Below are 23,436 nucleotides of genomic sequence, written 5' to 3'. Positions count from 1 at the left end.
ATCAACAATACAAAAAATTTCTGTAAAATCGTACATGGTAGTTAGAGCCTTTGGGTTGTGTCGTAACTTTCTAAATGGCTCTAACTACCTTTTTTTCAAGGGCTTTTCTTATCCGTAATTCGGGTTACTATAATGATTGTAAAATTATGTAATTAAAATGTGTCATATTATTAATGCATTGACCAATTAAAAAAATTTTGCGTCTCTCTTTAAATATGAAACTGGGTTGTTTTTATGAATTTAATAGAAACAGTTTTTGACTTTAAAGCGCTTTCAATGCAGCAGCAATCGTATTTTTTTGAAAAAATTTATCAATTCGATCAAAAAATCTTTCCAAATTCGAGTTTAGAAGAATTTAAAGCCTTTGTTTATGACCCCGATGCAATCGCAGTCACGGTTATTCAATATCATGATCGAGATCAAGTGGTTGGGCAAAATGTTATTCCTTTTATTTTGATTCATTATAATGAACAGCCTATGCATGTGGTCAATTCTCGAGCGGGTTTTTTGTCTGAATATCAAAAACAAAATTTGACGATTCCAAGTGCAGTCAAAGCCATGTTGAATCGACGCTTAAAAAATCCATTTATTCCATTGTGGTTTGTGATTAGCATTAATCAACCGAAGATTTATTCTTTGTTTGCTTCGCGTTCTAAAAGTTTTTTCCCAAGAGTCGGGAAAACTATGCCTAAGGAATATCATGAAGTTTTGCAGCTTATGGCGGCACGGTATCCTGAAATTCAAAAGCGCGGTGAAGGCGTATATGTGCATGAAACTCATTCTCCAGCACGAAGTTTTGAGCAACTGATGCATTTGAGAATTCCGCAAGATGTACATTCCAATTTCTTTTTGCAGCACGCGCCTGATTATTTTGATGGTTGGGGCATTATGTGTATTTGTAAATTAGACGGTAAAACTTTATCTGAAACGGCACTCAATTTAGCACTAAACAGAAAAGTGGATTAGGTGCTTATCACATCGAAAAACTGTAATCCTCTGTACGTATCCTGTTGACTCTATACTGCAGTAGATGATGAATTTGGGCAGTGATGGGGTGTAACCATCATCTTCACCAAAGTTTTATTGAGTGAAATAATGATCTTGATGTTTGCAGTTGCGACAAAATAAGGACACATAATTTTCTGCGTCATAATCGACAGTCAGTTCATCCGATCCGCAGTGCATACAGCGTTTAAGTGAATAAAATTTAAGTCGTGCTTCAATTTTTCGCCAAGAACGCCACACAGGTTGAAAGAAAATCCTTTCGTCATAACCCAAAAAGCGGAAGAATAAAATTTCGCTCATATAGCTGAAAGGCAAATTAGGCGGGCGTGGCAGGGTAGAGGTCTCCCATTTTTCAGCCACTGACCGTTCTCGGTATTGCTGCACAGTCTTTTTCAGTAAATTGGTATTAATAAAGTTTTCATTACGCGGTTTGAGTGCTTTTTGTTGGTATAAAAATTCCAAAGCAGTTTGCACCAAGTAATAAATTTGCCCAACCGCCAAGACATCTAAAAGTCGGTAGCAAAAGCTCTGAAAACTATGGTTGCCCGCAATTTGTATTCCCCAAGTCCGACAATAAAATTGCATAAACTGCACAATCTCTTGATACAGCAATAAATACAGCGCATCTTTGACTTCATCTGCTGTTTTGAACGGTGTGCCCATACTCAGATTTTCATAAAACCAATAACGTAATTGTTGTGCAATGCTGAATAAGCTTGGTTCAGAATAACCATCTAAACGGACATTGATATAATATTGCTGCGCATTTTCCGCAAAATCTTTGGCAATTAATATTTGCTCTTTTAGCAAATGTTTGATCATGCCGTGCTGGAAAAAATAGTTGGGGGTAATATTTAAATACTTGATTTTTTCCCAATCTATAAATTCTTCATGTGGAATATGTTCCTGTGCATGCTGATCTAAAATACTCAATAAAAATAATTTATCTATAAAACGCAGCTGATTTAATTCGCGTTCAGGTGCATCCTGTTTTTTGAATTTTTGTTGTTCTTGCAAGCGGGTTTCCGCCATGATTTTTTTGCGTTGTTGGGTACAGCTTGCGCAATGACAGTTTTGTTGTTGGCTATTTTGAAAGATGCGATGTTCACAATGACTACATTGGTGAAAATTTAATTCCTGCTCATATTGTTCTGCTTCTACCCAATACATAGATGCCTGACACAAAGGGCATAATGTGCTTTCATCTAATTGTTTTTGCAGAATTTGTAGCATTGTGAAATAGAAGCTCAAGTAAATCGTGATATGTCATTATACATGGCTTGTGTACTGAAAAGTGGAAGCTTCTGTGCTTTTGATCATCATCAAAATTAGCCTGTGTTGGTCGTATTTGAAGTGAAGTTGCATATCAAAATATTAAATTTACGCGTAATAGCAATACAGGTATTGATTTAAACAGTCTGCTTTTATGTTACTTGTACAGGATTAATCCGGATAGGATTGAAAAGCTTGGGTTGAGCGCCCATATAAATCAGCATTGTTGAATAAGACTGAAATAGATTGTGCGCAGACAGATGTTGAAAGTTGTCGTATGATCATTGCAACTTTACAAAAACAAGCGCATCGCCACAAAGAATGAGGACAAGATGAATATTGCAGCAAATCCTATGGTTGAAGCCAGCCAAACTATCTATTTAAAAGACTATCAAAAACCTTCATTCTTGGTAGATGCTGTAGAGCTAGATATTCAAGTCTATGCAGATTACACCCAAGTGGGTGCAACATTGAAAATGCAGCGTCAGACTGCAGGCGATTTGGTGTTATTGGGCCGTGATTTAGAATTGAAATCTATTATTTTGAATGGCACGGAATTATCGGAAAGTGACTATCAATTAGATAGTGAGCAGCTTCGCATTGCAAATGCACCTGATCAAGTCACGTTAGAAACCATCGTGATCATTCATCCTGAAAGCAATACGCAACTTGAAGGCTTATATCAGGCAAGTTCTGATTTATTTGTTACCCAAAACGAGCCTGAAGGTTTCCGTAAAATTACCTTCTATCCTGACCGCCCAGACGTATTGTCGGTATTTACCACACGTGTTGAAGCCGATAAAAAATATCCTGTGTTATTGGCAAACGGCAACTTGTTAGAAACAGGTGAAGCAGGCGAAGGTCGTCATTATGCGATTTGGCAAGACCCGACCAAAAAGCCAAGCTATTTATTTGCTTGTGTGATTGGCGATTTGGCAGTCATGAAAGACCATTATGTGACATCTGAAGGGCGTAATGTTGCACTGGAAATTTATGCAGAAGAAAAAGACATTCCAAAATGCAAAATTGCTATGCAAGCGTTAAAACATTCGATGCGTTGGGATGAAGAACACTATGGTCTGCCGTATGATTTAGATAATTATATGATTGTGGCGACCAGTGCCTTCAATATGGGCGCAATGGAAAATAAAGGTCTGAATATTTTCAATACGTCATGTGTATTGGCCGATGAAGAATACACCACAGATGCCGCAATTATGCGCGTACAGTCCGTGATTGCGCATGAATATTTTCATAACTGGACAGGTAACCGTATTACTTGCCGCGATTGGTTCCAGTTGTGTTTAAAAGAAGGTTTAACGGTGTTCCGTGACCAATCTTTCTCTGAAGATTTACAGTCTGCCGCAGTACAGCGTATTGATGATGTGGCGGTGCTCAAAGCACATCAATTCCCCGAAGATTCTGGCCCGTTATCGCACCCACCACGTCCAGATCATTTTGTAGAAATTAATAACTTCTATACCGCAACAGTCTATGAAAAAGGTGCGGAAATTAACCGCATGATGTCGACTTTACTCGGTAAAGAAAAATTCCGTAAAGGTAGTGATGAATATTTCCGTCGTCATGATGGACAAGCAGTCACGGTTGAAGATTGGGTCAATGCTTTAAGCGCAGGTTCAGGTGTTGATTTATCTAATTTCCTGACTTGGTACAATCAACCAGGCACACCAAAGCTTGAAGTGCAGGGCGAATACGATGCGGCTGCGCAGGTTTATCGTTTAAATTTAAAACAAAGTCTGAAAAGCAATGCCAAATATCCAAACTTAAAAGCATTGCCTATTCCTGTTGCATTGGCATTGTTCAATGCAGAAACAGGCGAGCAATATATTTTGCAGTCTGAAGCTTTGGTTGAAAACTCAGTAAAAGATGGTGTGTATTTGTTTGATCAGGCACAAGCAAGTATTGAATTTAGCGGTATAACTGCGCATCCCGTTGTTTCTTTATTGCGTAATTTTTCTGCACCTGTGAATTTAGAATTTAACTATTCTAATGATGAATTGGCATTTTTAATGCAGCACGAAACCAATGGCTTTAACCAGTGGCAGGCGACTCAGACTCTATTGGAACGTATTTTATTGGAAGAACATGCAGCAGATACTTATTTGCAAGCCATGAAAAATACAGTACCTGCTTTAATTGAAAAAGATCCTTTGTTGGCATCACGTATTTTTGATGTACCTTCTGAAGGCTATTTGGGCAGCCGTATTGATCAAAATTATCAACCTGAAAAAATTCAGCAACAACGCAATGCGCTGTTAGATACATTGGCGCGCGAACTTGGTGCATTCTGCAAAGAAACCTATTTAAGCCTTGATCCAGACATGCAGCAAGATTTCTCTCAGGCAATGGGTGTACGTGCTTTAAAGAATATCATGTTGGCGTTAATGGCACGTCAGGGCGATGCCGAAGCGTTTGAGCTGGCAAAGCAGCAATACCAAACAACTCGAAATATGTCTGAGCGTTTAGGGGCATTGCGTGTCTTGGTGTGGAATGATGCACCGCAAGCCAAAGCTGCTTTGGAAGATTTTTATACACGTTTTAAAGATGAAGCTTTAGCACTTGATCAATGGTTTATGGTTCAAGTTTCACATCCAAAAGCGACAGCTGAAACCATTCAGGCTTTAACTGCACATCCTGATTATGATTTGGGTACACCTAACCGTATTCGTTCAGTCAGTGGTGGTTTAAATAGCAACCCTGTGAATACATGGAGTTTTGGTGTTCAGCATTTTATTGACTTAGCCAAGTATTTAGATGAGAAAAACCCAATTGTAGGTTCGCGTTTATTGCAGGTGTTGTCGCGTTGGTACACTTTGGCAGAGCCACAACGTAACCAAGTGCAAGCAGCGTTGCTAAATTTGCAGTCTGTGGTGAAATCTAAAAACGTGGTTGAAACCCTAAATAGTATGTTAGAGGTTTAAGTTAAAAAACTAAAAGCCATTTCATCAATTCGTTGAAATGGCTTTTTTGTGGCTGGAATACATTAAAATAATCTAGCTTAGTCACAGCGAATTTGATATTCATTTTTATAGTTGGTGTAAGTTTCATTTAATTCAGCAAGTAATTTTTTCTCGTTATATTGCCGATCTTCAGGTTTAGAATTTTTAAGTACAATTGGCATATATTCATGTTTGTAAATCTGCGTATATTCTTCACAAATAATATGTTTGCGCTCATCTGCAGAATAGTTATCTAAATCGCGAAGCAAAATTTCATTCATTTTGGTATTGATGAGATCGAGTTCATCAAACATGCTTGGGGCTTGATCTGACGGTTGGGATGGGGAACAGCCGAAAGTGATAAAGCTACATATCAGAACGTAAACCCACTGCTTCACATTGACCCCAATGATAAAAAATCAAATTTATATTATAGCCTTAAAAGCGTAAAATTTAAGTGAATAGTCAGTTTTATTGGCAGTGAAATCAATTGAATGACAGTGTGTCGATTTTGTGTATTTAGACAATATGGCTGACTTGGGAAATGCAGTTTTATGTGTTAGTTTTGATGAAAATGAATGTTTTTCTGCGCTGAATTTCTGCAGATGAGTATCTAAAAAATCACGAAAAATTGAGGCATGAAATGGCTAAACATTATGACTATTTGGTAATTGGGGCAGGAAGTGGTGGTATTGCTTCGGCCTATCGCGCGGCGCAATATGGTAAAAAATGTGCATTAATTGAAGTTGCAGATTTGGGCGGGACTTGTGTCAATGTGGGGTGTGTGCCTAAAAAAGTGATGTGGTATTCTGCGCAAATCGCCGATGCTATTCAAAAATACGGCCCAGATTATGGTTTTAATACTGAATTAAAATCGCATGATTGGAATACGTTAATTCAAAATCGTCAAGCTTATATTCAGCGTATCCATGCATCGTATCAATCAGGTTTAGCTAAAAACAATGTTGATGTGATTCAGGGCTTTGCTCGTTTTGTAAATGAAAAAACAGTTGAAGTAAATCAGCAGCAATACACTGCAGATCACATTTTAATAGCCACAGGAACTGAGCCAACACGTCCAGATATTGAAGGGGCAGAGCTAGGAATTGATTCAAACGGTTTCTTTGAATTGCAACAATTACCAAAACGCACGGCAATTGTCGGTTCGGGTTATATTGCCGTAGAGTTAGCAGGTGTTTTAAATGGGTTGGGTTCAGAAGTTGGATTGTTTATTCGTAAACAATTGCCGCTGCGTAGTTTAGATCAATTTTTAGGTGAAACATTACTTGAATGTATGCGTGATGAACATATCCAAGTGCATACGCAAGCCATTCCAAAGAAAGTCACTCGCCAAGCGGATCAGTCTTTGTTATTACATCTTGAAGATGGTTCACAGCATGAGGTCGATTGTCTGATTTGGGCAGTTGGACGTAAACCAAATACACAAGCATTGAACTTGGCTGCTGCAAATGTGCAGATTGATGAAAAAGGATATATCGCAGTAGATCAATTCCAAAATACCAGCCAAGCAGGTATTTATGCGGTGGGCGATATTATTGGAAAAATTGAGCTGACACCCGTTGCTGTTGCCGCAGGACGTAAATTGTCTGAACGTTTATTCAATCACAAACCAAATGAATATTTAGATTATCAAAATGTTGCCACGGTGGTCTTTAGTCATCCGCCTATTGGTACGGTGGGTTTAAGTGAAGCGCAAGCCATTGAACAGTTTGGGCAAGATCAGGTCAAAGTCTATCAATCTTCTTTTACCTCAATGTACACGGCTGTAACTCAGCATCGTCAAGTGTCTAAAATGAAATTGGTCTGCGTTGGTGATGAACAGAAAGTCGTGGGCGTGCATGGTATTGGCTATGGCATGGATGAAATTTTGCAAGGTTTTGCAGTCGCGGTCAAAATGGGCGCGACCAAGCAAGATTTTGACAATACTGTCGCAATTCATCCAACTGCTGCAGAAGAATTTGTGACTATGCGCTAATGGAGTAGCGTAGTCGCACACAAAGAGTATGGGTTAAAAAAATCCATACTCTTTTTTATTTTTGAAATTTGTAGATAAAAAATCAGAAGATAAACGTCAGAAAGATAAAGTTTGTTATCGTTATTTAGTTAGCCTAATAAGAAACCCACCGAAGTGGGCTTGTGCGATCAAACACCATCCATTGTGTCTGGGGTAGATTATCTCACGAAAATGATTAAGGTTTGATTAAGAAATTTTTGTTTTATTAAGTTTATCTTTACAACTTTGTAGTCCATGCTGCAAAGACTTTAAATCTATGTTATAATATAACTTGTACAATAAAAATATCTCTATTCTCTCGTAGTTATTCATCATCATGCTGTGCTGCATTTATTTTCTATGCACTGCAAATTAAGTGTGATGAATGTTGTTGTATTAAAAACTATGCTCAAAATTTTAATTTGAGCTTGATTTGTAAGTTATAAATGAATTGGTGTAAATATTGAAAAAAATGCAAACAATGCTTGCGAAAGCAGTGAATGGTCGCGAAATTATGGTGTCTTTGGTGGCATCAAAGAAAAAGCAAAATACCCGTGATGGTTTTAAATGGGTCGAAGTCGGAAAACATGTGTTGTTGGAATGTGGTCAGGAAATTGAACTGAATTTAGATGGTCGCAGTTTTTATACCGATACGCATGAAATGTTCCGTTTACCGCATCGGGTTAATTAAGTTTTGGTCTGAAATGAATATTCAACCTAGCTAAACTGGATTGCATAATATGTAATTTAGAAAAGCTTTTAAAAGTTTTATCCAGAAAAATCCCGTTCATTGGCGAACGGGATTTTTTTATTTTATCTTTTACTGTGGCAGAGCACAGTTGGTAATGAATTAAACCTTAACAATCAAAACAGGAACAGGAGACTGAGTCAGTACGTTTTGGGCAACGCTACCGAGCATCATCTTTTTCACTCCAGTACGGCCATGCGAACCCATAATAATCAGGTCAGCACCAATTTCATTGGCAATTTGTACAATCCCTTCAGAGGCTGCAACACCGCGGATAATTTTGGTATCTACCGAAATACCTTCACGGCTAAAGGATTGCTGAATTTCAGCCAAACGATTTTGTGCATTTTGTTCAGCCTGCATGAAATAATCGGTAATTGCTGGTGCAACTTTGTAGAAGTCCACGCCTACAAAAGGATCAACTGCAATTACACTCATAATAGTAACAGGGCAATTTAGATCTTTTGCCAATGAAAGTGCTTGTTCGGCTGCAGCATAAGACATAGGTGACTCATCTACTGGAACAAGTAAGTGTTTATAAGTTGTCATGGCAAATCCTTATTAAAAATTTATGATGAAAATATGGCTTAAAATAGTGATTAAGCTTTAACTACAAGCACAGGTAATTCTGTATGACGTAATACGTCTGTGGCAAAGCTACCCAATAATAATTTTTGGAAACCTTTACGACCATGTGAACCCATCACAATCACATCGGCATTTAAGTCTTTCGCAGTTTTGATTACACCTTCAGCAGATACCAAACCCTCAACCACGCGAGTTTCTGCATTTACACCCACTGCTTTCGCAATTTCATCTGCTTCTTTTAATGCCTTTTGTGCATTGGCTGTCGCTTGCACAAAGTATTCTTTCATAATGGCAGATGAATAATTATAGTAAAAGTCAGAATCAGTAAATGGGTCTTCCGCAACAAGGCTAATTAAGGTGAGTTTACTGTTAAATACTTTGGCAATTTCAGCTGCATGTTTGACCGCTGAAAAAGAAATTTGTGAACCATCTACAGGGACTAAAATATTTTGGTACGACATGCGGGTAACTCCAGAAATTATGATTATTCGCCTTACACTTTATTGATAGCATATAGTCTATATAGGTTCAATTTAAAATCTGAAAAAAGATTGATAATTCATTTAATTACCCGCCAAATTTGCTGAAAGAAAAGATAAGCTGAAGATGATGAATTTACTCAACTCAACGGCAAAGCTATACGATAAAATAAGATGCTAAATTTGCAAAAATAAATAGACCTTCATAATTTAATTTTAAATTACTTGGGTTTGAATTGGGCGTATGAATCTTGAGGGAAATGTGGTTTGAAAATAATTTGGATGTTGCTGTGTTTTATGTTGTTAAGTGCTTGTCAAACCACGCAGCAGAACAGTCGAATCATTGCTAGTGCATTTAATCTCACCACAGGCTTGCAGCAGAAAATCATGGATCGCTATGCACCCAAAAATATACAAGTGCAACATGATATTGTGTATGCAACGCAGCCTAATTTGAGTTTTGACTTGTATCAAAACAGTCAATTGCAAGATTTAGCCGCACGCCCGACAATTGTCTGGATTCATGGTGGTGGCTGGATTGCGGGCTCAAAAGCACATGCACGTGGCTATTTTAAATTATTAGCCGCGCAGGGCTTTAATGTAATTGCAGTACAATATCAATTCGCCCCGCATGCAACTTATCCTACTCAGTTGCAACAAATTGATCAGGCTTTAAATTACATCACGCAACATGCAGAAAAGTATCAGCTTAATCCACAACAATTATATTTGGCAGGTGATTCTGCAGGGGCGAATTTAGCTAGCCATTATGCCGAATTATTGAGTAATCCTGCATTTGCACAGCAGTCTAATTTACAACCGACTATTCAGCACAAACAACTTAAAGGGCTGATTTTGCACTGCGGGATTTATGATCTAAAAGCGTTTGTTGAAACTGCGCCAGATGAAATGAATATCGTAGAGTGGGGTGTTTATAATTTGGTGCAGGCTTACACGGGAGATCGGAAACAGGACAGTGAATTTCTGAAGAATATTTCGCCTATTCAACATTTAACGGCAAACTATCCTGCGGTATTTATCAGTGGTGGTAACAAAGACTTTTTAACAGAAACTCAATCTATGCCGATGCTGCATGCTTTACAGCAACAGCAGATTCCTGTGACGACAGCATTTTATCCAGATACAAAAGCATGGTTAATTCACGAATATCAATTTTTTATGCACCAAAAAGAAAGCCAGCAAACTTTTGCTAAAACAGTAGAATTTATCCGAAGCACAGCAGACCCTAATGTATCGCGCATACAATAAATCAATACGATGCTTCAGAAAAAGTGTTTTTTAACTGCTTAAGTTATTTAGCTTTTGCTTTGTTTAAACTTTAAAACTGCCAAAACCACACAACCAAAAATCAGTCCCCAAAATGCAGAACCAATACCAAAAAACTGCACCCCAGAAGCACTAAATAAAAAGGTCAATAAAGCGGCTTCACGCTCTGCAACGTGCTGAAAGGCGAGGGCGATGTTGTGTCCAATAGTGCCAAGCAGTGCAATTCCTGCCAAAGCAGTAATAAAAACAGCTGGGAATGACATTAACAAACTGGTGAGCGTTGCAGCAAAGATCCCCATCAAGATATAAAACAAACCGCAGCTAATTCCCGCAATATAGCGCTTACTGGCATCGGGATGCGATTGATCATCTAAGCTAATCGCAGCACTGATGGATGCGATATTGACACTAAAACATCCAAATGGTGCAAAAATAGCTTGTGCTGTGCCTGTCCAACCAATTAAGTGACGTACATTTGGGTTAAAACCATAGCTTTTGATCATGGCAAGACCGGGTAAATATTGCGATGCCATATTAATGACAAACAAAGGCAGGGCTAAACCTAAAATAGCAGACCAACTTAATTCAGGTTGCATCCAAACTGGTTGTGCAATACTCCATTGCACACTCGGCATTTGAAATTGCAAGAAGATTGGGCATAGTGCGACCCCAATCAATACAGTTAAAACAATGCTATAACGCGGGCTAAATCGTTTTGCCAATACATAGGCTGCCAATAAAGACAAAATAAATGCCCATGCTTCTTGCAGACTGGTAAATAAGGCAATCCCAAATTTAAGCAGCACACCTGCCAACATGGCGCTGGTTAAGCTTTGTGGAATATAAGTCAGTACCTTTTCAAAAATACCCAAAAAGCCAAGCACTGCTGTGAGTACGCCACAAAACAAAAATGCGCCAATTGCTTCGTGTAAGCTATAACCGCTGCCCGTGGCGATAATCAGTGCCAAGCCTGCGGTAGACCATGAGGTCGCCACAGGATATTTAAATTTCCAAGATAAAATCAGCCCGCTTAGACCAATACCTAAACTCAACGCCCAAAACCAAGAGCTGATTTGCTCAGCACTTGCGCCTAAAATTTGTGCTGCCTGAATGACTAAAACCGCGGAAACACTAATACCGACCAAGAAGGTAATAAAACCTGCAAATACTGCAGGCACAGAGAAGTCATTTAAAAGTTTTTGCATGCTTTCTTAGACATATTTTCTATAATTTATGAACAGATCATACACATTTGAACAAATAGTCAAAAGTGTTTTTTATACTTTTTTTATAGCGTTGAGCTTGCCAGTCTAAAGCCAAAACCGCAGAACAAAATACCAATGCTTGCAACGCAAATGGCTGCAATTTTATAGCGTTGATTGAAATAACTGGCTAATTTGACTCCTGAAAAAATCAAGATAGATAAATAACCCATGCTAATGATTTGTAGGACGATGGCTAAAACAGCAAAGCTCAGCATCGGGTAGGTGTAATCAGGATTGACGAATTGCACAAAAAAAGACAAATAAAACAAAATTGCTTTTGGGTTAATAACGCTAATCATTAAAGCAGTTCGGTAGGGATGAACCCGTTCAGTTGTATTGCTCGTTGCTGTTGTAGAAAGATTGGCGTGCGAAGTTCTGGTTTGTGGAAACCATGTTTTATAGGCTGCAATCAGTAGTTTAATACCTAAATAGCCTAAGTAGAGCGCACCAACTACTTTTAATAAGGTGAATAGCCATGGAAAAGCATGCAATAATGAGGCTGCCCCTAAAATGGTGCACACAATTAAAATCAGATCACCCGTAAATACACCGAAAGCAGCTGCATAGCCTGTGCGTATCCCAAAGCGTGAAGCCACTGACATGACATAGAGTGAGTTTGGGCCAGGCAAGAGCACAATTAAGGTTGTGCCAATTATAAAAGTGCTGAGGTCACTAATACCAAACACGCAAACTCACCTAAATAAAAACCGATGTTGCAGTATAACAACATCGGTTTTGTGGCTTAGTAAAAATTTTGGAATTTTACTGGGATAGGTTAAAGCTTAAGCTTTAATCTCTGCATCTAAGCCGAAAGACTGGCGTAATAGGGTGGCAAGTTGCTCACGCGCTTTAATAAAGCCATCAATGCCGCCTTGTAACAATTGGAACGCCATCAAATCTGCCTCAAGTTGCGCTTTGAATTGTTCCTTTTCAATTGCTGCCAGTGGTTCAGCTTGAACTTGAATGCCATTGGTCGATAACGCTGCAGCGACTTCTCGTTCATCAGCTTCAAGTTCTGCCAATAAATTTGGTGCAACGGTCAATAAATCACAACCAGCTAAAGCCAAAACCTGATCTATACTACGGAAACTCGCGCCCATAATTTCAGTTTGTACTTGATGCTGTTTATAGAATTGATAAATTTTCTTCACCGAAAGTACACCCGGATCTTTTTCAATAGGGTAGTACATGACATTTTCAGCTTTTTTATACCAATCTAAAATACGACCCACAAATGGTGAAATCAACGTCACTTTGGCATCTGCACAAGCATGTGCCTGATGTAAACCAAACAATAAGGTTAAATTGGTGTGAATGCCTTCGGCTTCCAACACTTTCGCCGCTTGAATGCCTTCCCATGTCGATGCAATCTTAATCAAAATGCGGTCTGAATGAACACCATAAGCTTGGTACAGTGCTAAAAGTTCTTTGGCTTTGGCAATGGTCGCATCAGTGTCATAAGACAAAGAAGCATCCACCTCAGTCGAAACACGACCTTCAATCAGCTTTAAAATTTCTACACCAAATTTGACCGTTAAAATATCAATGCTGCGCTCAACCAATAGATCATTTGTATAACCTTCAGCTTTGGCTTGCTCAAATGCAGCTTCAATCAACGCTTTATTTTCAGGTTGATTTGCAGCCGCCGTAATAAGTGATGGGTTGGTGGTCGCATCCAAAGGACGAAACTTTTCAATCGCAGCCAAGTCACTACTATCTGCAACAATGGTGGTTAAGTTTTTTAGTTGATTTAAGGCTGTCTGTGTCATTCGAGATCTAGTTCTTAGGTTATTGCTTATACATTCAGTTATATCACAAACAGCTTTTAACCCAAGTACCAAGTAAGAGGGTTTGTGGATTATTTACCAGTTTTTCTCAGATTTCGGACGTGATTAATCAAAAAATGAGCAGCAGCGCCCAATTGATGTTCTCGGCTCCAGACCAAATCGACAAAATATTCAAATTTTGGGGTGAAATCTAGCAGCTGTAAAATTTTTAATTCGTGTTGTAGTTCAGGATGTTCATTCAGCATTTCCAAGGGCAAGACACCCCAGCCTAAACCCTGCTTAATCATACTGCAGGCAGAATGATGATTATCGGTACGCCAATAGTGCTTAGAAAATAGCAACTCGGGTTTAATCTGCCGATCACGGCTCGCCACTACAATTTGCCGATTTTGTAAAATCTGTTCAAAACTGACTTGATCAGATTCAGCCAGCGGTGAATGTCGGGCAGCGACAGGCACTAAAATTTCACGTTTTAATTCCACAAATTGTTCACTGCTTTGTAATTGTTCGCGTTCAAACATAAAGGCCAAGTCCGCTGCTTGAGTCATGAGTAAATGCAGTGCATCTTCTTGTGGCGCAGAGAAAATATTGATCTGCAATTCAGGAAATTGCTGTTCTAGCAGCACAATATAATCTGTCCAGCGAGTGTGTAGTAATTCAGATACCACCACAATATTTAAGTGTGCTTCCAGCCCAGAACTGAGTGCAAAAGCATGCTGTTTCCACTGCTTCATTTCTATGAGCAGTTGTTTACTTTTTTCGTAAAGACTCTGTGCTTGTGGGGTAGGCAGAGGTTCACGCCCAACCCGTTCAAACAGTTTTAAGTCTAAATCAATTTCTAAATTGGCAATTGACATACTAATTGCCGAAGGCACCTTGCCCAATTGGCGTGCAGCTGCAGAAAAAGAACCCGTTTCCATGACGGTGATAAAAATAATCAGCTGATCTTGATTGATATTCATGACAGAGGTTGGCTTTTATCTTTCAATATTATTGATGGATTCTAACTCGATTGGTCAATTAAATGAAAATAAAATAAGCGGGGAAGGATAAGTATTTGAGTAAGCAGATGTTGATTTCCAAAAGAAGATGGGTACATGCCCTGAGTTATGAAGTGATTTTATTGGTCATCATTGCTTTGGCATTAAGTTATGTGTTTGAAATGCCAATGCAAGTGACAGGTGGTCTAGGCATTGCGATGGCGGTGACTTCGGTGCTGTGGAATATGCTGTTTAATCATTATTTTGAAAAGTTTGAAGCGCAACACCAATTACGCAGAACTTTTAAAATCCGCGTTTTACATGCAATCGGTTTTGAAGGTGGCTTAATGCTCGCCACTATTCCCATGGTGGCGTATGCCTTAGAAATATCCCTGCTGCAGGCAATTTTGATTGATTTGCTGATGACGCTCAGCATTTTGCTCTATACCTTTATTTTTCAATATTGTTATGACCATATTGAAGCGAAACTGGGTTATGCCCCGCAACATTCAGTCAGATAAAGCGCTAGTAGCTAATTAAAAGTTGGCTGCTATAAATTTAGGGTTATAAAAAAGCCACCTGAATGAATCAAGTGGCTTTTATCTCTATCTAAATTAGAACTAGGCAGAATTATTTTTCAATAATGGCTGTTACACCTTGACCGCCTGCTGCACAGATTGACACCAATACGCGACCTGAACCTTTTTGATTCAGAAGTTTCGCCGCAGTGGCAATAATACGTCCGCCTGTTGCTGCAAATGGGTGACCTGCTGCCAAAGATGAACCTTTGACGTTCAGCTTGCTACGATCAATTGATCCTAAAGGTGCATCTAAACCTAAACGCTCTTTACAGAAGTTCGGATCTTCCCATGCTTTTAAGGTCGACAAGACTTGTGAAGCAAATGCTTCGTGAATTTCGTAATAGTCGAAGTCTTGTAATGTTAAACCAGCACGTTCAAGCATACGTGGGACAGCGTATGCAGGTGCCATCAACAAACCTTCTTTTTTGCCTACAAAATCAACTGCTGCAGTTTCTTGGAAAGTCAAATATGCCAAGACTTCGTGACCATTGGCTTTTGCCCATTCTTCAGAGGCAAGTAATACGCAAGATGCACCATCGGTTAGTGGAGTCGAGTTACCCGCCGTCATAGTGCGCGCGTCGCCTTTACCAAAAGCAGGTTTTAACTTCGCTAGTTTTTCTACAGTAGAATCTGCACGTAAGTTATTGTCACGTTCTAAACCTAAGAATGGCGTGATGAGATCATCAAAGAAACCTTCGTCATAGGCAGCTGCCATTTTTTGGTGAGATGAAGCTGCTAACTCATCCTGCGCTTCACGAGAGATGCCCCATTCCAACGTAGTAATGGCTTGGTGGTCGCCCATTGATAAACCTGTGCGTGGTTCACCGTTACGTGGCGCATCCATTAAATCTTTAATATTGATTTTGGTTAATGCTTTTAAGCGGTCTTTACCTGTCTTTGCAATATTCAATTCGAGCAATGCTTTACGCAAACCATCACCAAAAGCGATTGGTGCGTCAGAAGTCGTATCTACACCGCCTGCAACACCAACCTCGATTTGACCAAGTGCAATTTTATTCGCAACTAAAAAAGCAGCCTGCAAGCCAGTACCACATGCTTGTTGTATATCGTAAGCAGGTGTTTCAGGAGCAAGCGCAGTATTAAGTACGCACTCACGGGTCATGTTAAAGTCACGGCTGTGTTTGAGCACTGCACCTGCCACTACTTCACCCAAACGCTGACCTTGTAAGTTGAAGCGTTCAACAAGACCATTTAATGCTGCTGTAAACATATCTGTATTAGATGCAGTAAAGTAAGCGCCATTAGAACGTGCGAATGGAATACGGTTACCACCGATAATAGCAACGCGGCGAACAGTGTTTTGGCTCATAATTTTATCCTGTTGAACAGAGGTATTGGTATTAGATGGTGCTTTTGTTTGCGTTGAAGCAGTTGTTTTAGCACGGCTAGTCGTGCGGGTACGTGTAGTTTTTGTCGTACTCGTGTTGGAACGGGTTGCAGTGTTGCTACTTTTGCTTGTACGTTTAGCAGTTGATGTATTTGACACAGAATCCGTTGCAGAATTTTCCACTGCTGGATTTTCTTGAGTTGTTTTGCTCATAAGGCTTTTCCAAGCATGTTAAGGGTCTACTTGATGCGTACATTAGCACAATAGTATGACAGCTGAATTGACTACAATGACATTGCAGAATGCATTCAGGTCAAGACATCTCATAATTAACTCAAGTATGATTTAGCACAAACGGGTAACGCTATTGAAATGTGGGCATTTGGCATCATATTGATGTTAAAAGATATCGTGTAATCCATCAAAAAATGAATTTATGAGAGATAATAATCATGACTGATCAATACCAAACATTTGCAAAATCTCCTATTGGTAAATTTGTCATTAAAAATTTGGGTTTACCATCCCCAACTTTTTTAGATCGTTTCGAGTCTGCAACACCAGTGGTAAAAGGTGCAGTACTTTTAGGTGCAGCCCCTGCAAGTGATTTGTCTGCATCAATTGCACAAGTTTTAGCCAATGTACATGCCAACAGTTATGCAGGTAACAATGCAGAATTGCAACAAGCTGCGGCAAAAGTGGGCTTAAATTTAGGTGCGTTCAATTCGGGCGATAAAGAATCTAAATTTAAAGTGGTGGTGTTTGATGCTTCAGGTATTGAAAACTCAGAACAATTAAAAGCGCTTTATGATTTCTTTAACCCAATCGCACGTCAAATTCAGGCTTCTGGTCGCGTGGTGGTGATTGGTACTACACCAGAAACTGCAGGCAGTGTAAAAAAAGCCATTGCACAACGCGCTTTGGAAGGTTTTGTAAAATCGGTAGGCAAAGAATTTAAAAAAGGCATTGCGGCTAACTTAATTTATGTCGATCAAGGTGCTGCAGCAAACTTAGAATCTACGTTACGTTTTGCCATTTCACCACGTTCAGCTTATGTGTCAGGTCAGGTGATCCGTGTCTCGAATGCTGCAACTGTAGAGGTAGATTGGGCAAAACCATTGGCAGGTAAAACTGCTGTAGTGACAGGTGCAAGCCGTGGTATTGGTGAAGCAATTGCGCATGTATTGGCACGTGATGGTGCGCACGTTATTTGCCTAGACGTACCGCAACAACAAGCTGATTTAGACCGTGTTGCTGCTGAAATTGGTGGTTCAACCTTAGCAATTGACATTACTGCTGCAGATGCAGGCGAGCAAATTAAAACAGCTGCCGCTGCACAAGGCGGTTTAGACATTATTGTGCATAACGCAGGGATTACACGTGACAAAACTTTGGCAAATATGAAACCAGAGCTTTGGGATTTAGTCATTAACATCAACTTGTCTGCAATTGAGCGTGTCAACGATTACTTATTGGCAAATGATGGTTTAAATGCTAATGGGCGTATTATTTGTGTATCTTCTATTTCAGGTATTGCAGGCAACTTAGGTCAAACCAACTATGCAGCATCCAAAGCAGGTGTGATTGGCGTAGTGAAATTTACCGCCCCTGTGTTAAACAACGGGATCACGATTAATGCCGTTGCACCTGGCTTTATTGAAACGCAAATGACCGCGGCAATTCCTTTTGCTATTCGTGAAGCTGGTCGTCGTATGAACTCTATGAGCCAAGGTGGTTTACCTGTAGATGTTGCGGAAACCATTGCTTACTTTGCTTCATCAGCATCGACAGGTATTAACGGCAACGTGGTACGTGTTTGTGGTCAAAGCTTGTTAGGGGCTTAACACTAAATCCTCTACCTATTAGAGAGGATTTAGGAGGGGGAAAGGGTATATTATTAACCCTCTCTCTAGCTCTCTCCCTGAGGGAGAGAGCACTCCATTAAATAAATTAGAAAAACTTCTCAAAGGTTCAGTATGAATACTCGCCATTTTAGTCAACTTCCAAAACCCTATTTAGCCTATCCAAAAGTGATTCAGGGCTTAATTTTTAAAAAGCCAAAAGGTGAAAAAGTTCTGCCGCAAGTTGAATATGTGGTGGATTCATTCAAGGTCGATCAAAAGCACTTAAAAGCCTATAATGCAGTGACAGGTTTTAAAAATAACGGCTATATTCCTGCAATTTATTTGGCTGTATTGTCACAAAGTCTGCAAATGCACATGATGACCCAAGAAGCATTTCCATTTGCAATTTTGGGCTTGGTGCATATTCGCAACCAAGTCAAACAAAGCCGTAAAGTTGGATTGAATGAACAACTGACCTTGTCGTGTAAATTTGGTGAATTGCAACCACATGATAAAGGCGTACAGTTTGATTTTATTACCACCGTTAAAGTAGGCAATGAGGTGGTGATGGAAGGTTTGACCACGTATTTAGCACGTCAAAAAACCACCACTAAAGCTGCTGCAAAGCCTGCAGAAAGCAAAGCGCTAAACTATGCCGTTCAAGCTGAATGGGATATTTCTGAAAATACAGGTCGCCGTTATGCTTTAACGTCTGGCGATTTTAACTTAATTCATATCCACGCGATTACTGCAAAAGCATTTGGCTTTAAACAAGCGATTGCGCACGGCATGTGGAGCAAAGCCAAAGCCTTATCTAGTTTAACTTTGCCAGATGCTTATGAAGTCGATGTGTGGTTTAAGTTACCTATGTATTTGCCATCTAAAGTTGAGTTTTTAACTGCAACGGACGCTAAAAATACAGATTTTTTAATTCGTAACAGTAAAAACCAAAAACCGCATGTGACAGGTGTTGTCACCGCGCTTTAATTCAGTGATCGAAAGCCCAGATTATTTAAATTTGGGCTTTTTATTTGCGCTAAACTTTTATTAACAAGAAAAACGAGATAAACAGGACGATGCAACATTTAAAGGATTATATTTTTGCTGAAAATGAAAATTATCGTGGATGGGTTGCGCCTGAGTTTCATGATTTAGCGATGCAATTTAGCCGTTTGCAAAATGCACGTAGCCAACAGGGCGGAGCTGCTTTAGCGGTGTACTTTCAAGGTCAGAAAGTCGTCGATATTTACACAGGTAAAAAGTCGCCAGATGAAGACTGGCAAGCCGATACCTTATCGGTATGTTATTCCACAGGCAAAGGTGTATTAGCGACACTGGCACATATTTTGGTCAGTCAAGGACTGGTCGATTACGATACTCCCATTTATATATACTGGCCTGAATTCGCCCAAAATGGCAAAGCATTGATGACCTTAAGGCATGTGCTGAGTCATCAAAGTGGTTTATATGACATCCGTAATATCATTGCCGATGCGACTGAAATGGCAGATTGGTCGCACATGCTGAATGTGCTGGCTCAAGCCAAGCCTCGTTTTGATGTGGCAAGTGAGGCGGCATATCAACCTTTAACTTTTGGTTGGCTGGTCGGTGGGATTTTAGAAAAAGCTACAGGTCGAACATTGGCTGAATTGATGCAGCAATACTTGGTTGAACCTTTGGCTTTGGATGGGGCGTATTTTGGTGTGCCTGCATCTGAGCTTTCGCGTGTCGCACGACCATTTAAAACTGCTGTGACATCAGCGCAAACAGATGCATCATCTACAAATAAACAGACAGCTAAAGTTAAAAACCAAGCTAAATCGAGCAAACGTCCTGTATCAATATTCGATAAAGTCATTGCATGGAGTGGGCAAAATCCGCAAGATTTTCAGGATGGCATGATTCCCAAAGGCATGAAAAATTTTAGTTTTTTTAGTGATACAGGCTTACAAGCCGTGATTCCTGCTGCCAATGGTGTATTTACTGCCCAAAGTTTGGCACGTATTTATGCCATGTTGGCGCAGGGTGGATCATGGCAGGGTCAGCAATTGCTTCAGCCTGAAGTTTTTCAGCAATTAAGCCAAGTGCAATATGTGCAGCGTGATCGAGTTATGCCTATCCCGATGCATTGGCGATTAGGCTATCACCGTGTATTAAGTTTGGGTAAGCGCTCTCACGGTTTTGGACACATGGGTTTTAATGGTTCAGGCGCGTGGTGTGATCCTGACCGTCAACTCAGTTTTGCCTATACCCATAATTTTGCTGCAGGTTCTTTAATTGGTGATTATCGACTTTGGGGACTGAGTCAGGAAGCCATTCGCTGTGCAGATCGGCAATTGCAAGGGCGTAAAGGCTGGTTTTAGGCGTGATTGTACGTTCACTCTTTGCCAAAAAAACAGTATGCTTAGACCTGTAAAAAGGAGCATTCATGTATCAGGTACTTGCGCGTAAATATCGTCCTCGTAATTTTAATGAATTGGTGGGACAAAACCATGTATCACGGGCATTGACCAGTGCTTTGGAACGTGGGCGTTTGCACCATGCTTATCTTTTTACGGGAACACGTGGTGTAGGTAAAACTACCATTGCGCGTATTTTGGCCAAATGCCTGAACTGTGAAACAGGCGTGACATCTACCCCATGTGAAGTGTGTCCGACCTGTACTGCGGTCAATGAAGGTCGTTTTATTGATTTAATCGAAATTGATGCGGCGTCACGTACTAAGGTTGAAGACACACGTGAGTTGCTTGATAACGTACCTTATGCACCGACTCAGGGGCGTTTTAAGGTTTATCTGATTGACGAAGTGCACATGCTGTCTACGCATTCGTTCAATGCTTTGCTAAAAACTTTGGAAGAACCGCCTGAGCATGTGAAGTTTCTGTTTGCGACCACAGACCCACAAAAACTCCCTATTACTGTGATTTCGCGCTGTTTGCAATTTACTTTGCGTCCATTGCAGGTCGATGAAATTACCAGTCATTTAACGGATATTTTAGCCAAAGAACAGATTGTTGCAGAGCAAGATGCAATTTGGCAGATTGCTGAATCTGCGCAAGGTTCTTTGCGTGATGCGATGTCTTTGACAGACCAAGCCATTGCTTATGGTCAGGGTGAAATTCATCATCAAGATGTCAAAGACATGCTGGGCTTGATTGATCGCACCATTATCTATGATTTGATTTTAGCGATTCATCAAAATCAACAGCAGCGTGTGAGTCAGTTGTTATTACAATTTAGACAGCAAGCTTTAGATGTGTCTTTGGTGTTGGATCAGTTAATTTCGACACTGCATGAATTGGCAATCATGCAATATCTGCCAGATTTAAACCTAAAATACAGTGCTGAAATTAATCAAAAAATTCAGCAGCTTGCGGGTCTGATCTCTGCACAAGATTTACAGTTGTATTATCAAATTGCTTGTAAAGGACGCGCCGATTTACAAATTGCCGTAACCCAAGAACAAGGCTTTGAAATGTGTGTACTGCGTTTACTGGCATTTCGACCTTTGCAAGCCAATGAAGTGTTGGTTGCTGCGCCACAAAATACTGCACAAACAGCGGCTTCCCAGCCAGTTGCTCAAATGGAGCAAACTCCACAAGCTGTGGCAACTCAAAATACAGCACAAGCGGAACAGCATGTAACTGAATTAGATGCGGTTGCAACACCTGATCTTGATGGATTTGACTATGAGGATGACGATTATTCAGATCACACCACGACACAAACCAGTGTTGCAGAACCTTCTTCAGATGATTTTTTAGATGAGGATGAGCCTGAAGCTTTAACACATCAAGATCAACAGTCGATTCAAGCGCAACAACCGACTCCGCAAGCGCTACACTCAACAGCTGCGATTTCACCAGAATCTATGTCAGAACCTGCAGTGAATGAAGAAACTGCAATACAGGCTGAGGATAAGCAATCTGAATCTATCGTGTTTGATCCAAATGCAGATGCACAATTGTTTGGTTTAGATGAAGATGCCTCATCGGTAAGCACTACATCTGATGTGCAAAGTCATGATGATTTTTTACTGGAAAGTTTTGATGCCGTTGCACCGTTAGGTGATCTTGCTGCATCAGCCGAAACATCGCTAGTTTCATCTACACTACAATCGAATAATGCTTCACCGTCAATTACACAAAATGTAAGTAATGCAGAAACCGCTTTATTTGATTTAGCAGCGACTGAAGTCGAACCGAATGTTGCCAGTGCGACAGCACAACCGCAGCAAACCATAGCATCTAATGCCGATGATCAATTAATGCCGCAGGATATTCTGCGTTTACAGCCGCAAGTTTTAGAAGGTGAGTGGACTTTAGACAAGTGGGAATATTGGTTTAGACACAGCGAGTTGTCACCTGCCGTGCAAGAATTGGCGCAGCATGGCGTAATGACGGGGCAGATTAATGCTGAATCGGTTTTTCATATTCCTGAGCAATATCAGCAGTTATTGACTCAACTGCAACATGCTTTAGAAAGTGCTTTAAAAGAACAGTGGAGTAAAACTCTGTTTAAAGTGCAATATGAAAATGTGGATGACACGACACCGTACATTTTGCAGCAACAGCGCAAACAACGCGCTTATCAACGGGCTGAAAATTTATTGCATCAAGAACCGATTGTGAAAGATATTTTGCAAAACTTTGATGGCGAATTACATAACATTCAGTTGAAATAACCTGTTGTTAGCTTTTGTTTGCAGAATTTTAAGGCTGGGTCAAACCAGCCTTATTTTTTGCTAAGCGCAAGCTGAATCTGTGCTTTTATATGGTTGTAATGCTTCGCGGATGGAGTCAGGAATCGGGCAGTTTTGGCGTGTAATTCGATCTACAAATACATGCACCACTTGTCCTTGTGCAGCGGCAAGATTTTGATTGTTTTTAAAAATTGCCAAATCATAAATTAAGGATGAGTTTCCAATTTTTTGAATAGCAACACCTACTTCAATCATTTCAGGATAGGACAATTCCTGCAAAAAATGACAGGTGGAATTGACCACTAAACCAATACAGGGTGATCGTTTGGGTTCAAAGCCTGCTTTTTGCATCAGTAGGGCATTGGCTGCGCTGTCAAAATAGCTGTAATAAGTGACATTATTGACATGTCCATACATATCGTTGTCTGCCCAGCGAGTTTGGATGGGAAAGAAAAAAGCGTATTGCTCACGGGTTTTGGTGTCAGGTTTCACAAGTTTACCTATATTTTTATCGACGTGGTGTCATGCTTTAATGGGTGGAAATCATCCCAAATAAATGTAGAAAGTTAAATACAG

The 23,436-nt window shown here is 40.0% G+C and carries 20 protein-coding genes; 10 read left to right on the top strand and 10 right to left on the bottom strand.

The annotated features are described in order from the left end of the window. The first annotated feature begins 234 nt into the window (after positions 1-234). Positions 235-966: a hypothetical protein gene (locus tag FTV52_RS10795; protein WP_004973230.1), complete on the top strand. Its 732-nt coding sequence runs from the start codon at positions 235-237 to the stop codon at positions 964-966. 114 nt (positions 967-1,080) lie between these two features. Here the strand turns inward: FTV52_RS10795 and FTV52_RS10790 are convergent, their stop codons facing one another. Continuing rightward, on the bottom strand, positions 1,081-2,238 hold the full coding sequence (locus FTV52_RS10790; RefSeq protein ID WP_004973232.1) for a hypothetical protein: 1,158 nt from the start codon (positions 2,236-2,238) through the stop codon (positions 1,081-1,083). A 371-nt stretch (positions 2,239-2,609) separates the two neighbouring features. Between FTV52_RS10790 and pepN the strand changes: the two genes are divergently transcribed. Then, positions 2,610-5,219 (top strand): aminopeptidase N, encoded by a 2,610-nt coding sequence (pepN, locus tag FTV52_RS10785; protein ID WP_179990796.1) that lies wholly within the window; start codon positions 2,610-2,612, stop codon positions 5,217-5,219. A gap of 77 nt (positions 5,220-5,296) precedes the next feature. Here the strand turns inward: pepN and FTV52_RS10780 are convergent, their stop codons facing one another. Beyond that, positions 5,297-5,551: a hypothetical protein gene (locus FTV52_RS10780; protein ID WP_004973239.1), complete on the bottom strand. Its 255-nt coding sequence runs from the start codon at positions 5,549-5,551 to the stop codon at positions 5,297-5,299. 329 nt (positions 5,552-5,880) lie between these two features. Between FTV52_RS10780 and gorA the strand changes: the two genes are divergently transcribed. Together gorA and FTV52_RS10770 are read left to right on the top strand one after the other, a co-directional pair. Then, a complete protein-coding gene (gene gorA, locus FTV52_RS10775; protein ID WP_179990795.1) occupies positions 5,881-7,233 on the top strand; it encodes a glutathione-disulfide reductase in 1,353 nt (450 codons plus the stop codon). 490 nt (positions 7,234-7,723) lie between these two features. Then, the gene (locus FTV52_RS10770; RefSeq protein WP_004973244.1) at positions 7,724-7,942 is read left to right on the top strand and encodes a hypothetical protein; all 219 of its coding nucleotides are present in this window, start codon (positions 7,724-7,726) and stop codon (positions 7,940-7,942) included. A 159-nt stretch (positions 7,943-8,101) separates the two neighbouring features. On the opposite strand, the gene FTV52_RS10765 is transcribed toward FTV52_RS10770, so the two are convergent. Both FTV52_RS10765 and FTV52_RS10760 read right to left on the bottom strand, forming a co-directional pair. Next, a complete protein-coding gene (locus FTV52_RS10765) occupies positions 8,102-8,548 on the bottom strand; it encodes a universal stress protein (RefSeq protein ID WP_004973247.1) in 447 nt (148 codons plus the stop codon). 50 nt (positions 8,549-8,598) lie between these two features. Next, positions 8,599-9,048 (bottom strand): universal stress protein, encoded by a 450-nt coding sequence (locus tag FTV52_RS10760; protein ID WP_004973248.1) that lies wholly within the window; start codon positions 9,046-9,048, stop codon positions 8,599-8,601. A gap of 315 nt (positions 9,049-9,363) precedes the next feature. Here FTV52_RS10760 and FTV52_RS10755 point away from each other — a divergent pair, with 315 nt between their 5' ends. Next, positions 9,364-10,335, top strand: coding sequence for an alpha/beta hydrolase (locus FTV52_RS10755; protein WP_179990798.1), 972 nt, complete (start codon positions 9,364-9,366; stop codon positions 10,333-10,335). A gap of 47 nt (positions 10,336-10,382) precedes the next feature. Here FTV52_RS10755 and FTV52_RS10750 read toward each other — a convergent pair whose 3' ends face one another. From FTV52_RS10750 to FTV52_RS10735, 4 genes are all read right to left on the bottom strand, one after another. Next, positions 10,383-11,558, bottom strand: coding sequence for a benzoate/H(+) symporter BenE family transporter (locus FTV52_RS10750; RefSeq protein ID WP_179990794.1), 1,176 nt, complete (start codon positions 11,556-11,558; stop codon positions 10,383-10,385). 83 nt (positions 11,559-11,641) lie between these two features. Next, complete coding sequence (gene leuE, locus FTV52_RS10745; RefSeq protein WP_004973255.1) at positions 11,642-12,304, bottom strand: leucine efflux protein LeuE; 663 nt, start codon at positions 12,302-12,304, stop codon at positions 11,642-11,644. A gap of 96 nt (positions 12,305-12,400) precedes the next feature. Further along, complete coding sequence (gene tal, locus FTV52_RS10740; RefSeq protein WP_136144603.1) at positions 12,401-13,387, bottom strand: transaldolase; 987 nt, start codon at positions 13,385-13,387, stop codon at positions 12,401-12,403. A gap of 89 nt (positions 13,388-13,476) precedes the next feature. Continuing rightward, positions 13,477-14,367: a LysR family transcriptional regulator gene (locus FTV52_RS10735; protein WP_179990793.1), complete on the bottom strand. Its 891-nt coding sequence runs from the start codon at positions 14,365-14,367 to the stop codon at positions 13,477-13,479. Positions 14,368-14,474: 107 nt separating this feature from the next. On the opposite strand from FTV52_RS10735, the gene aceI reads away from it, so the two are divergent. Next, positions 14,475-14,906 carry a chlorhexidine efflux PACE transporter AceI gene (gene aceI, locus FTV52_RS10730; protein WP_004973261.1) on the top strand — a complete coding sequence of 144 codons (432 nt, stop codon included), beginning with the start codon at positions 14,475-14,477 and terminating at the stop codon, positions 14,904-14,906. A 109-nt stretch (positions 14,907-15,015) separates the two neighbouring features. On the opposite strand, the gene FTV52_RS10725 is transcribed toward aceI, so the two are convergent. Then, complete coding sequence (locus FTV52_RS10725; protein WP_104852102.1) at positions 15,016-16,527, bottom strand: acetyl-CoA C-acetyltransferase; 1,512 nt, start codon at positions 16,525-16,527, stop codon at positions 15,016-15,018. Between the two features lie 239 nt (positions 16,528-16,766). Between FTV52_RS10725 and FTV52_RS10720 the strand changes: the two genes are divergently transcribed. From FTV52_RS10720 to dnaX, 4 genes are all read left to right on the top strand, one after another. After that, positions 16,767-18,158 (top strand): 3-oxoacyl-ACP reductase, encoded by a 1,392-nt coding sequence (locus tag FTV52_RS10720; RefSeq protein ID WP_179990792.1) that lies wholly within the window; start codon positions 16,767-16,769, stop codon positions 18,156-18,158. A 132-nt stretch (positions 18,159-18,290) separates the two neighbouring features. Next, a complete protein-coding gene (locus tag FTV52_RS10715) occupies positions 18,291-19,145 on the top strand; it encodes a MaoC/PaaZ C-terminal domain-containing protein (RefSeq protein ID WP_131260931.1) in 855 nt (284 codons plus the stop codon). An 89-nt stretch (positions 19,146-19,234) separates the two neighbouring features. Beyond that, positions 19,235-20,521 (top strand): serine hydrolase, encoded by a 1,287-nt coding sequence (locus FTV52_RS10710; RefSeq protein WP_179990791.1) that lies wholly within the window; start codon positions 19,235-19,237, stop codon positions 20,519-20,521. A gap of 65 nt (positions 20,522-20,586) precedes the next feature. Continuing rightward, positions 20,587-22,842, top strand: coding sequence for a DNA polymerase III subunit gamma/tau (gene dnaX, locus FTV52_RS10705; RefSeq protein WP_004973273.1), 2,256 nt, complete (start codon positions 20,587-20,589; stop codon positions 22,840-22,842). 60 nt (positions 22,843-22,902) lie between these two features. Here the strand turns inward: dnaX and FTV52_RS10700 are convergent, their stop codons facing one another. Beyond that, on the bottom strand, positions 22,903-23,352 hold the full coding sequence (locus FTV52_RS10700) for a thioesterase family protein (protein ID WP_004973275.1): 450 nt from the start codon (positions 23,350-23,352) through the stop codon (positions 22,903-22,905). Positions 23,353-23,436: the final 84 nt, after the last annotated feature.

Origin of the sequence: Acinetobacter sp. YH1901141 (assembly GCF_013416935.1) — a bacterium.
GTDB classification, from domain to species: domain Bacteria; phylum Pseudomonadota; class Gammaproteobacteria; order Pseudomonadales; family Moraxellaceae; genus Acinetobacter; species Acinetobacter towneri.
The sequence above is the reverse complement of the archived record's forward strand: the minus strand, read 5'-3'. Positions and strand labels throughout refer to the sequence as shown.

Bases quoted from the DNA above. Each gene is read 5' to 3' on its own strand.
- FTV52_RS10795 (WP_004973230.1), top strand. From the start codon at position 235: ATGAATTTAATAGAAACAGTTTTTGACTTTAAAGCGCTTTCAATGCAG.
- FTV52_RS10790 (WP_004973232.1), bottom strand. From the start codon at position 2,238: ATGCTACAAATTCTGCAAAAACAATTAGATGAAAGCACATTATGCCCT.
- pepN (WP_179990796.1), top strand. From the start codon at position 2,610: ATGAATATTGCAGCAAATCCTATGGTTGAAGCCAGCCAAACTATCTAT.
- FTV52_RS10780 (WP_004973239.1), bottom strand. From the start codon at position 5,551: ATGTTTGATGAACTCGATCTCATCAATACCAAAATGAATGAAATTTTG.
- gorA (WP_179990795.1), top strand. From the start codon at position 5,881: ATGGCTAAACATTATGACTATTTGGTAATTGGGGCAGGAAGTGGTGGT.
- FTV52_RS10770 (WP_004973244.1), top strand. From the start codon at position 7,724: ATGCAAACAATGCTTGCGAAAGCAGTGAATGGTCGCGAAATTATGGTG.
- FTV52_RS10765 (WP_004973247.1), bottom strand. From the start codon at position 8,548: ATGACAACTTATAAACACTTACTTGTTCCAGTAGATGAGTCACCTATG.
- FTV52_RS10760 (WP_004973248.1), bottom strand. From the start codon at position 9,048: ATGTCGTACCAAAATATTTTAGTCCCTGTAGATGGTTCACAAATTTCT.
- FTV52_RS10755 (WP_179990798.1), top strand. From the start codon at position 9,364: ATGTTGTTAAGTGCTTGTCAAACCACGCAGCAGAACAGTCGAATCATT.
- FTV52_RS10750 (WP_179990794.1), bottom strand. From the start codon at position 11,558: ATGCAAAAACTTTTAAATGACTTCTCTGTGCCTGCAGTATTTGCAGGT.
- tal (WP_136144603.1), bottom strand. From the start codon at position 13,387: ATGACACAGACAGCCTTAAATCAACTAAAAAACTTAACCACCATTGTT.
- FTV52_RS10735 (WP_179990793.1), bottom strand. From the start codon at position 14,367: ATGAATATCAATCAAGATCAGCTGATTATTTTTATCACCGTCATGGAA.
- aceI (WP_004973261.1), top strand. From the start codon at position 14,475: ATGTTGATTTCCAAAAGAAGATGGGTACATGCCCTGAGTTATGAAGTG.
- FTV52_RS10725 (WP_104852102.1), bottom strand. From the start codon at position 16,527: ATGAGCAAAACAACTCAAGAAAATCCAGCAGTGGAAAATTCTGCAACG.
- FTV52_RS10720 (WP_179990792.1), top strand. From the start codon at position 16,767: ATGACTGATCAATACCAAACATTTGCAAAATCTCCTATTGGTAAATTT.
- FTV52_RS10715 (WP_131260931.1), top strand. From the start codon at position 18,291: ATGAATACTCGCCATTTTAGTCAACTTCCAAAACCCTATTTAGCCTAT.
- FTV52_RS10710 (WP_179990791.1), top strand. From the start codon at position 19,235: ATGCAACATTTAAAGGATTATATTTTTGCTGAAAATGAAAATTATCGT.
- dnaX (WP_004973273.1), top strand. From the start codon at position 20,587: ATGTATCAGGTACTTGCGCGTAAATATCGTCCTCGTAATTTTAATGAA.